Origin of the sequence: uncultured Methanobrevibacter sp., from assembly GCF_902770715.1 — an archaeon.
GTDB lineage: Archaea > Methanobacteriota > Methanobacteria > Methanobacteriales > Methanobacteriaceae > Methanocatella.
In genome coordinates, this window is sequence record NZ_CACXTS010000044.1 from 1 (window position 1) to 11,050 (window position 11,050).

Below are 11,050 nucleotides of genomic sequence, written 5' to 3' on the forward strand. Positions count from 1 at the left end.
GTATATAACTCTTCAAAAGAAACTATTTTTCATAAGTGAAAGTAATATTTATTATTACTTTTATATTTTTTTTATAATAAAATTTTATATATAATACATAATAAATATATGTATTATGTTACCGGAAAAAACCAACATCAGCGCAAGAGTTGAAATTACACTCAAAAAAATAGTAGAAGAATCTAGTTTTACACACAAGGATGCATACGAACTTGGAGCTATGCTAATAGCTATCGGAGATGCACAGGAAACCATAACACTAATACACAACAATCGCAATTATGAAAGGATTATGAAACAAAGGGAATACAAGTTAATTGAAGAGAGAAAACAGGAACTTGAAAGAGAATTAAGGGATTTATAGGAGAACCATCACTATGAGTCGAGTAAATTCAGATATCCATTATTTTTTAGAACAGCACGAACAGGAAATCATCAACTGCTGTAGGAAGGCAATGAGCAACAAGGAAATCATAGAACTCCTAAAAACAAAATATGATCGTGAAGTTTCACTCACAACATTTAAGGAATTCAAAGCAGGACTGAAGCTAACAAAAGGGGATTTCCTGGAAACCCTTCTGGATGAAATTCAGGTAATGAAAACTCAAGGAGCAACAGATGAAAGCATCAGAAGATGGCTGGATGAGGAACACAAACTTGAAGTAAGCAGAGCAACATTTTCAAGATTCAAAAAGAAATATCATCTAACAGACAATGACAAAGACCCGAGAGCCAGACAAAAGGAAGCATTGACAAACAGAGCCATAACACAAAAACAAATTACTGACAATAACGTTCACGGGGACAATATAGATTTAGCTATTGATTCTATCCTCCAGCAACAGGTCACAGACATCAAAACAGGTTTGGAAAACTTAGATAAAATAACAAAAAATGCGGTTGGCCTTGAAATCGACTTTGAGAAACTCGATCAGGAAGTAAGATACAATGCCAATGAAAAAAGTCTGGCCAGATATTTAATCGACATTACAGAACTGAAAATCAGATATCTGGAATTATCCGTTAAAGCATTTGAAGCTAAAAACAGATTATTCAAGGATGAAATGGACAGACTGTTCAAAAACAGAGTTCTTGAACTGGAAGATAAGAAAATTGAAATCTCACAAAAGGACATCATGAATGAAATAGAAATCCTTGCAAAACAAATTGATGATAACAATGTATGATGAAAAAGGTGAATTCTATTTAGATGCTAGAGATAAAGCTATTCTTCAGAAGTGTGTATATGAGAATCCATATATTCCATTCAATCCATTTCCAAAGCAGGCTGAGATGATACTGGCTAGAGAAAAGGAAGTCCTAATTGGCGGTGCTGCAGGAGGTTCCAAATCAACAAGTCTGTTGATGAGGGCATTGTTTTATGTTCAGGATGATGTTAATGAATATCATGCCCTCATCCTGAGACGTACTTTATCTGACTTGAAGCGTAAAGGAGCTTTAATTCATAAAGCAAGCCAGTGGTTAAATCGAAAGGAAGTTCAAAATAATGCAAGCATCAAACCAAAGTGGGATGGAACCGAACATTCATGGACATTTCCCAATGGAAATTCACTAACCTTTGGATATTTGAGAAACATTAATGACCTGGATACTTATCAGGGTTCTGAATATCAGTTCATAGGAATTGATGAGCTGACACAGCTTGAAAGATTCAAATACATTTATATGAGATCTAGAGTTAGAAAAACAAAAGATAACAAACTTCCTACACAGTTAATGTGCTCCAGTAATCCCGGTAAACGTGGAAACAAATGGGTTCGTGAAAGATTCATAGAAAAAATAGATACAGATATTCAGGACAAATCACAAATCAGATTCATTAGCTCAAGCTATCTGGATAATGTTTACTTGGACAGGAAAGATTATGAAGAATACCTGATGGGATTGGATAGAGTAACACGTGAGCAGTTAATGAACGGTAACTGGTATGCATCAGTTAAAGGTCAGCTATTCGATGAATCAGACTTCCATTTGATTTCTCATGATGAATACATGAAAATACCAATCGTTAAAGTTATCAGATATTGGGATCTTGCAGCTACTGAAGTATTGAATGATGATAAGTTGAAAGGAAGTGATCCTGATTATACAGCAGGTGTTCTGCTTGCTAAAGATCTGTCCGGAAATATTTATATTCTGGATTCATATGAATTTCAATTGGAATCCAGAAACCTAATCAATGAAATATTAAATACTGCAGCACGTGACAAGTCAGATGTACAATACATTGAACTTGACGGAAGCACAGGCAAAAACTTCGGATTATTAATTATAGATGAACTGAACAGAAGAGGATTCGCTACGGGCACCGGTAACTCAAGAGAAAACAAAGTTGACCGTGCAAGAAGAGTTTCAGCAGATATTCAAAAGAGGGGAATTTTCCTTGTTGGAAAGGATTCGGCCGGGTTCACCAAAAAATGGGCGATGGAATTTCTGGAAAAAATAACTGCATATCCAAATGAAGCCATTCATGATGACTGTGTAGTGGCATTCACCGGAGGATATGAAAAGATAACTAATGAAACCCAAAGCCAAAGAGTTGATGTGGATAAGTGGTATTCGACATAAAAATTTGGACAATAATTTATTTATTCTCTTATTAACAGATTGTAATATGATAAATTAAAAAAACGGAGGATTTGGATTTTATGAATGATATAATATTTAAAGACTGTGACTTCCGTTATCTTGATGATAACGATGAATTATCCTGTAAAAACAAACAAGGAACTGAAATTAGTTGCGATAACTGTCAGGAAAATATTCATTTAAACTGCGACAATTTCAATGCAAAAAAAGATTTCTGCTTAAAATTCTTTAGAGATAACATAAGTGAGTTAAAAGAATGTCAAGAAAAAACTGTATTCAATGACAGTGACTTAAGCCGTAAATGGTCAAATTAACTTTAATAAACCAAAGAGTTAATGTGGACAATGGTATTCCACTTAATTTTTTGTGGGATTATAAAGTTTAAACTTTCATAATCTATTTTAGATAATCCATTTGATATTTGTTTTCTTCATTTTAATTGTGTTTAAATCCAATTCCATTGCATAACTATTGTCAATCTAATAATCGGAGATTATATTTTAATAATTAAATTTTATTTAAATTTGCGCTCCCATAATGCAGTAACATAGACTACTGCACCATCAATTTCCGCTGGATTGAATAAATATTTTTTTGAATCATGTATCAATAGAGAATACATTTCGGAATCTAATTCAAAACTAATATCAACTCCTTTTTCTTTTAATTTGTTAACAAGGTCTAAAGCATATTTTGCTTTACCAAACCATAATGGATTAACATTTCCTACGGCTCCACCAACATAGTCTATTAGATTAGCTTCAATTTCAAGAAAATCAGGAATGTGTTTTATTGTTTCTAAAGCAAATTCATTTTTTGGATTGTTTACTAAAGATTTTCTTAATGAGTCTTTTGCTTCAGACATCCTATTTAACCTAATTAAGGCCATACCTTTTATTGCAAGTGCATCATCACATTCATCAGGATCTAATTTAATTGCTTTATCAAAACATCGAATCGATTTTCTAAAATCACCTAACCAGAATAAAGTTTGCCCTTTATTGAACCAACTTTGAGCATTTTCAGAAGAAATTTCAATAGCTCGATTAATAGCATCTAAAGCTTTTGGATAATCTTGTATGTTTTGATATGCAACACATAATTTGCTCCATGTAAAATCATTATTTGGATTTATCTCAATTGCTTTATTTATTAAATCTATAGCCTTTAAATAATTCCCCTTTTGTGTTTCAATATGTGCACTGGCCACCCAAAATGCTGGTTTTTCAGGGTTTGACATGTCTTCAACCTGTTCTAGTTCATTTATTGCTATTTGTGCTTTTTTATTATTGGAATCAAGTTTTAAAACTTTTTCATAATAGATTCTGCTATTTGGGTCGTGTTGTTTTGAAAGAATGTCCCCCCTCAGCAATAATGCTTTGACATTATTAGAATCTAATTCAAGTGCTTTATCAACATATTTTAAAGCGTTGACATATTTTTTTTCATTATAATATCTATTTGCGTCTCTAATGTATGTTTCAATTTTTGACATATTTAATCCATCTTTATATGCCGTGGAATATTTTGAACATGATTTCAAGTCATTTGCTTTTTTAAATTTATCTTTAGCTGGAGTTGGCCTCTGCAAATTCATTAAACATGATCCCCAAGTATAATAATCTTCATGGGACATATTGTTCCATTTAAATTTTGAAGCTTTTGAAAAATATTTGTCAGATTCTTTATACATTCCATTATCAAAGGATTTATGAGCCTTTTTAATTAATTCATCGGAGGCATCTCTTTGTTTTTGCTCTATCGAATTCATTTTATTCTTATATTTATCGCATGGATTAATGTCATATGCTTTTTTAAATTTGTAATGTGCATATATGTCTCTGCCTTTTTCTTCTATGCATAAACCCCATATGTAATAATCCTCGTCAGTTAATATTTCGGATGATGAATTAATGGTTTTATTAAAACATTTAATGGCATTGTCAAAATCGTTATTGTTGAAATATTCATGTGCTTTCTTTTTTTCAATTTCAAATTCATATTTTTTAAGGCCATCAATTGCTTTTTGATATTTATCTGAAGGATTTGATGTATTAGCTTGTTCAAATTTAGTTTTTGCTTTTTCAAATTCGCCCATTTCTTTTAATGATAATCCCCAGTTGTAATAATCTTCATCAGTCAATAATTTTGTATCAATTGTTTGAATTTTGTTAAAATAAGTATTAGTACATTCATATTCTTTTTTAGCAAAGTAATTCCTAGCTAAACCTAATAAAGCAGAATTATTATTGTTATCTTTTTTAAGTACTGAATTATAAACATCAACAGCATCATCAAAATTTCCTTGAAGTGAGTTAATTGCAGCTATTTGTAATAATGGTTCAATTTTTTTATTATCAATAGCTAAAGCTTCAATAAATGCTTCAATAGCTTCATCATATTTGTTTTGTTTCATTAATGCTTTTCCTTTGAGAAGTACCATTTCATAATTGAATTTATCAAATTTGAGTATTTCATTAGCTGCTTGGATTACTTCATCATATTTTCCATCATCGAAATTAGTATTTGCTTTAATTTCAAGGTATTTATCTCCAACAACATTAACAACTTCTTTAGAAACATCTTTAGCAATGTTTTTTATTTTATTTAAATCAAATGGCATGATTATCCCTTTTTTAGAATTAATTTTTAAGATTTTGTATTCACCAAAAATTACCTTCTTTAAATTTAATTAATTAGATATTTTATAGTAACAAGTTTATATCAATTGCTATTAGTGTTAATTGTTATTATATTTCTATTAGTTAGTGTAATTCCTTACTTTAACTAATATTGTATTTAACTTCTTAGTAATTTCTGTCTGCCTTGCCAGATTAACTGGCGTTGTCTTTTTCTTAATTTTTTATATTCCCAATACATTTGTGAAGTAACATGTCCATGTTGTCTTCGATACTCGTCAATCCTTACAATCTCGGCCTGCACAATAGCTGATTCTCCTTCATGCCAGCAGTACCATGGATGATGACAGGGAACATCATTTTTAAAAGCCAATCCGGTTTTGCAGTTGTTGCAGTAATCTACAAACCACAATTCTTCTTCCCTTTCTGTTTTTTCATGTTTGGCTTCGATTATCTGTTCTTTTATAGATTTCATAATAAATCAAAAAAATTTATAAAAACCATAAAAACTATTGAGAAATTTTGGGATGGTTTTTTTAAATAGCTTCCAGAATTCTTTAAATCAAAAAAGAATAGCTGTCATCACTTTTCAAGATTATGATTTTTTAAAAAACCTTATTTTTCCAGGGTATGCGGGAAGTATTGTTAAAGTTACCTCCCCATTATCCTGAAACACATTGGTTTTCATTGGAAAAGCAATTACCAATTCCAACTAAAAAATTCCCAATCAACCTAAAAACAATTGTAAACAGTTTTTTATAAAAACTTTTGTGAAAGTTTTTTAAAGTTTACATAGTTTTTTCAGTTTTTCAGTTTTCATGGTTTTCGTAGTTTTCATGGTTTTTTACTTATCCATGTTGGTTTTTTAACTTCTTCGTCAAAGTTCATGATACTTAACCCCTCAACAAATTTATCTTCTTTCATAATGTCTATAACCCATTCACCAATCTCATAGCAGATATTCTCGTATATTGAATTGTCTATGTGCTTTAAGTCATAGTTGATTGATGCAACTTCACTTTTGGCCAAGTCATATACATTAGCTCTGCCTGAACGAGTTGTTACTTGAATAAATCCCTTGTCTGCCAATTCATACATGTATTTCCTAACTGATGCCTTACTTAATCCAAGATTTTGAAGTGAGAAGTATTCATTGGTTGTAATTCCCATGTCCAATACTTCCCTATCCTTTTTCATTCGCCAGTCCTCGATATTGTTTCTGATATCGTTTAAAACCTCAACTGCCTTAGGGGACAGGTTTGCAGATATGCTTTCCTTGTATGGTTTTAATAAACTCATGAATTCCTGCACGTCTGCAATGTTAGTCAAAATTACTTTCTTGCCGTCAACTTCATAGACTTCATGGTTATAGTAATTCAAGGCCGTTATTGTTTTCAGTATGCCGTTGAACTTATCAAAATCCCTTTTATAGAAAGCAGAGTCCTTCAGGAAGTTGATGACAAAGTAAACATATGGATTTATTATTACAATGTTTTCAAATACTTCCTTAAGGTGCAGCAGCATGTATGGCACTAGCTCAGCTTCTTTTTCATAATGTTTTAAGATTTTGTAGCTTTTGCCGTGCTTGAATTCTAATGCACTGTTTCTTTTATTGAAGATATTCTGATTGTCCATTCTTGGAGTGATGAAAATGCTTCTGCTCATTTCCTGATCATCAAAATAATGGTTAGGCACAGTAGTGTATGTGAGACATGGTCTGCCGACAAGTTCAAGATCCTTTACTTCCCATCCGCCTTCACCGTCAGGAATGTTTAATGGTTTGTTTAGAAAACCGTCTGACTGCAGTTCCTTCATGAGGTTTTTGGATTCTTCCATAAAGTCATGGTCGTTGTTTCCTCCCATATCCCCATAGTTAACGATTTTGCCGTCATAGAAATACTTGTCTGTTTTTGCACGATTAAACAGTGCTGCTTCGGTAATCTTTTTCTCATTGACAACAAACCTTTTAGGAATCAATCTTAAAGCGGTTTCCTGAATGTGTGACTTGCCGCTGCTTGCTTCACCCAGACATATTACGGATACCGGATTTCTTAAGACAACTTGTCCTGCATATACGGCAAATGCATACAGTATGTTGTTGCGTTCGCCTGCAGTAAACCATTCAACAATACTGCCGATATAAATCAAAGGTCGATTCAATGATTGAAGTTTAGTGATAGCTTCCTTTAATTTAACACTATCCTTTTCCTGCTCGGCTTGTTTTCTGTCAGCTATTTCCTGTTCAATAAAAGATAGCTCATTTTCATAGTGAAGCTGCAGGAGCTGTTTTACCTCTGCGAACTGGTTGTTTACAATCTTCGGATTTATGTCACCTTTGGGATTTACAATCTGTTTGAACTGTCTTGCGACATTACTCTGAGAAGATAATGTAGCTGGAGTTTTGTTTAAGTATTCTCCAATTTTATTACCTTCTTTATTTTTAAATACATATGTAACACTCTCTACTTTCTTTCTGTTGATAATGAGAGTTATTGTATCTTTAGTAGGTAATTCAGCTACATTACTCATTTTGTTCTTGCCCCATCTATTTTACTTGGACGTCACGTACAATGAAACTGTAATAGACATAACTTCCGGATTTCTCTTTGACCTGTATTGTCATTTCATCCAAGCCGTTAACGAATTGGCGGTATTCTGCAAGATTGACGTTTCTGAGAATATTGGATTTGCCAACACTTCCAGCATTTTCAAGTTCAAGGATTGAAGTGATGAAGTCAAAGAGTACACTTCCTTTTCTGATGTTTTTGTGAAGGTCTCCGTCGTTTTTGAGGTTGACATTGATTTCAATGTATAATTGGTCATCGTCCTGGAAGATGTAGAGTTTGAATCTGTTTACGGTTTTTTCTTCACCGTCGTCATCGAAGGTGTATGATGTTACTGAAGACATTTCAGGTCTTCCTCTTAAGAGGGTTCCGTCTTCAAAGTCTCTTAATTCTGCTTTTTCATATCCTTCCGGAATTTCTACAATTTCTTCGTAATCTAATTCTGTACCTGTAAATATGGTTTGTTTAGTATTTTCAAAACTCATTTTATTTGTCTCCTAAAAATATTAAAGAGGATTAGCTATTATCCTCTTTTAAAAATTTTGATTGGTTAACTATTCTTTCAGCTGACATTTCTTCTGCTGACACTTCACCTGCTCCAATCAGTTCAGCTATTGCACGATTGGTTGCACGTGTCTTTGCAGTAGACATTATAGTGTGATCGCTCACTTTGTCTTTTCCTTTTTCTGAACGGGAACACAATGCATCTGATTCAACACTACGACCATTTGGTAATGTTGCTCTAACGCAATAGTAAGCTTCCCGTACTCTTCCCATTTTGGTTCTTTCAATGTCACGGTCAACAATATGAGTGTCAACATTGAATGCACGTGAGAGTTTCTGCCATGCTGATTTTTTCTTGAAGTGTCTTTTCACTTTAACATAGTTTCCGTTCTCATCCTTTTCTTTAACAATTATTTCTTGATAATCTGTTTCATTTAACAATCCTTTACAGAGTTTTTGATAAGCGTCCCATTGTTCAATAGCTACATCAACATTAGGAACATTATCGGTAGCTATTAATTCAGTTTCTTTAGAAACTTCAGGACTTTCTATAATTTCGGCTTTTACCATTTTATCACCTTTTATAATCCTACAGTACTTGTTACAATTCCAATCCAACCTATCACTAAAGCAAATAATATGCTGCCAATTAATATTAATCTTGGATTGACGTTCATCGGTTCAGGTTTTGGATATAATCTAACTGGTTTAGACATTTTTGTTAGCTCCTTTATTTTTCCTAAATCCAACAATATATGCTTCACCTCTTCTGAATTTTACAAATCCAATATCACCTTCAGCAGCATAGTGCATTAATGACAATAACTTTGCATGAATTTGGGTAACATATGCTTTTTTCCTGCCTTTAACTAATACAGTACCGTTGTCATCAATATGGAGGATTGTTTGTTCTACATCACATTTGGCAACTTTAATTTCACCATTGTGAGTTAAAATGCCATGGTAATTATCTTGGAATTGAATGCAATGTTTTGAAAATGGTGAATAGCTATTCATACTATTCACCTGATTCAATTTTATTAAATAAATCCCACATTCTGTCCCATATGTTTTTTGGAACTATAACGTGAGGTTCTCCGTCAATGTCTTTCATTTCTATCATAATTAAGACTCCTGTTAATGTTTTAAAGTTGTTCATCCGTCTGGTGTTAATCAAGTTTCATTATCTTGATCCTGTATGACTTGAAAAATTCCCTTTCACTTTGAATGTTTTCGTTTTCCTGAATTTCAGCAATACATTCTTCAAGTGCCCTGAAATTATTGAAAATTATTATTTCATTGGGCTTGGGTTTAATTACTTCACACATTATGTTTTGTCTCCTGTTTTTTCCCTTGTGGGCGTATATTCAACAATCTAAAACTCAATGTGGGTCAGAAGTCTTTGAAATAAAAATAGTAGGTTGTTAAAAATAGTTTTCAATTCTTTGCCGGATATTTAGAGTAAAATAAGTCTTTTAATTTAAAATGTATAAATATTTATATATTCCTTAAAATAAACTAAATATTGGGTTAAGTTTTGAAAAGTATGGGTTAAGTTTTGAAAAGTATTAATTTTTAACATCGTTTGGCGACGTGTCTAATTATTTTTATTTTTCTTACTGACCCATTAGGATTATATTAAAAAATAATATAACTCGTTGTCCACGAAAAATTATTTTTGTATAATCCTTTATCATGATTTTTTTTCTCATTGCTTTTTTTGATATTTTACCTCTAGATATTGATTTTCAAGCCGCACTAAAAAAAGTTGTACGAGTGTGAAAAATTGTTCTCACTTCGTAAAATTGCTTTCAGTTAGTAATGGCTAATCATAGTTTGTCAAAATGAATATATAAACATTACTATTCTTATTTTAATGAATAATATTGGTGTTTTGAAAATTGGTGTTTAGAAAAAAATAAGAAAAAATGTTGAAATGTATAATTTACATTTTCAACTTAATAATTTTTATTTGATATTCATTAAGACTTCCTTTTTAAGCTGTCTGATTTCTTCATCAATACCGTCCATTCGTTTTTTATACTCTGCATTTTCCTTTTCCATCTTAATAAACTCTGGAGATTTGACGGTAATCTTTTCAATCTCCTTGCTCATGGTAAGTGCGGGTAAATGCTTGATATATTCTTCTTTCAGGTCATCAGGATTGGCCATAAAGTAAGCGGTATCAGTTTGGTTTTTAGCCTTTCCCTGCAATTCATTTACCTTTTCCATTGGCATGCCGTCATTGTACAATGCACTTGCATGAAACTTTCTAAGCATGTGGCTGCGGAAACGGTTGTAGTTGCCAACTTTACCTAAGTTTAATCTTTCATTTACAAGTGAAAAGCCATGTGTAAAATAATTGGGATCTACCTTAAAAAGTCGACGGCGATCAAGTAAAGAGTCTATTCTCCAAAGCAGGTAATTGTTTATTGCAAGAGTTGCTTCAGGACTGCAGAATGTGGTAAAATGTTTTCCTGTTTTTTGTCTTTTGATGTGAAATGTTGGAACTACACCTTCACAGTTACCCAAATCCTCAATTATATCAAAGATATTGGTTTCGTTTGTGTATTCACTTACTGCCTCAATATAATCTCCGATTGTTAGGTTTAGTGTTTCCATTCTGGCACAACCGCTGGATGCCATAAATAATATGATGGGTTTAATTGTTGGTGTAGCCACATCCACGGCTTTTCTGATGATTTCCTTATCAGGCAAGTCTTCAAATTGTAT

13 protein-coding genes are annotated in these 11,050 nt (G+C 32.4%); 4 read left to right on the plus strand and 9 right to left on the minus strand.

Annotated features, from left to right (window positions below):
- Positions 1-115 precede the first annotated feature (115 nt).
- The 4 genes from QZU81_RS09660 (at position 116) to QZU81_RS09675 (ending at position 2,924) form a co-directional block, all read left to right on the plus strand.
- Positions 116-364 carry a hypothetical protein gene (locus QZU81_RS09660; RefSeq protein WP_295591544.1) on the plus strand — a complete coding sequence of 83 codons (249 nt, stop codon included), beginning with the start codon at positions 116-118 and terminating at the stop codon, positions 362-364.
- Between the two features lie 13 nt (positions 365-377).
- Entirely contained in the window at positions 378-1,187 is an 810-nt protein-coding gene (locus tag QZU81_RS09665; RefSeq protein WP_295591545.1) for a hypothetical protein, read from the plus strand.
- Positions 1,180-2,589 (plus strand): phage terminase large subunit, encoded by a 1,410-nt coding sequence (locus tag QZU81_RS09670; protein ID WP_295591546.1) that lies wholly within the window; start codon positions 1,180-1,182, stop codon positions 2,587-2,589. The genes QZU81_RS09665 and QZU81_RS09670 overlap by 8 nt, the downstream gene beginning before the upstream one ends.
- Before the next feature lie 80 nt (positions 2,590-2,669).
- Positions 2,670-2,924 carry a hypothetical protein gene (locus QZU81_RS09675; protein ID WP_295591547.1) on the plus strand — a complete coding sequence of 85 codons (255 nt, stop codon included), beginning with the start codon at positions 2,670-2,672 and terminating at the stop codon, positions 2,922-2,924.
- Between the two features lie 200 nt (positions 2,925-3,124).
- Here the strand turns inward: QZU81_RS09675 and QZU81_RS09680 are convergent, their stop codons facing one another.
- The 9 genes from QZU81_RS09680 to QZU81_RS09720 all read right to left on the minus strand — a co-directional run.
- Positions 3,125-5,233, minus strand: coding sequence for a tetratricopeptide repeat protein (locus tag QZU81_RS09680; RefSeq protein WP_295591548.1), 2,109 nt, complete (start codon positions 5,231-5,233; stop codon positions 3,125-3,127).
- A 176-nt stretch (positions 5,234-5,409) separates the two neighbouring features.
- Positions 5,410-5,724, minus strand: a complete 315-nt coding sequence (locus QZU81_RS09685) for a hypothetical protein (RefSeq protein ID WP_278942559.1) — start codon at positions 5,722-5,724, stop codon at positions 5,410-5,412.
- Positions 5,725-6,083: 359 nt separating this feature from the next.
- Positions 6,084-7,778: a hypothetical protein gene (locus QZU81_RS09690; RefSeq protein ID WP_295591549.1), complete on the minus strand. Its 1,695-nt coding sequence runs from the start codon at positions 7,776-7,778 to the stop codon at positions 6,084-6,086.
- Between the two features lie 16 nt (positions 7,779-7,794).
- Positions 7,795-8,298 carry a hypothetical protein gene (locus QZU81_RS09695; RefSeq protein WP_295591550.1) on the minus strand — a complete coding sequence of 168 codons (504 nt, stop codon included), beginning with the start codon at positions 8,296-8,298 and terminating at the stop codon, positions 7,795-7,797.
- Between the two features lie 31 nt (positions 8,299-8,329).
- On the minus strand, positions 8,330-8,887 hold the full coding sequence (locus QZU81_RS09700) for a hypothetical protein (RefSeq protein ID WP_295591551.1): 558 nt from the start codon (positions 8,885-8,887) through the stop codon (positions 8,330-8,332).
- A gap of 11 nt (positions 8,888-8,898) precedes the next feature.
- Positions 8,899-9,033, minus strand: a complete 135-nt coding sequence (locus QZU81_RS09705; RefSeq protein WP_295591552.1) for a hypothetical protein — start codon at positions 9,031-9,033, stop codon at positions 8,899-8,901.
- Positions 9,026-9,334 (minus strand): hypothetical protein, encoded by a 309-nt coding sequence (locus QZU81_RS09710; RefSeq protein ID WP_295591553.1) that lies wholly within the window; start codon positions 9,332-9,334, stop codon positions 9,026-9,028. Before QZU81_RS09710 ends, QZU81_RS09705 begins: the two co-directional genes overlap by 8 nt.
- 152 nt (positions 9,335-9,486) lie before the next feature.
- Positions 9,487-9,645 carry a hypothetical protein gene (locus QZU81_RS09715; protein ID WP_165814064.1) on the minus strand — a complete coding sequence of 53 codons (159 nt, stop codon included), beginning with the start codon at positions 9,643-9,645 and terminating at the stop codon, positions 9,487-9,489.
- A 640-nt stretch (positions 9,646-10,285) separates the two neighbouring features.
- Positions 10,286-11,050 (minus strand): tyrosine-type recombinase/integrase (locus QZU81_RS09720; RefSeq protein ID WP_342764272.1); only part of this gene is annotated, 765 nt, incomplete at its 5' end.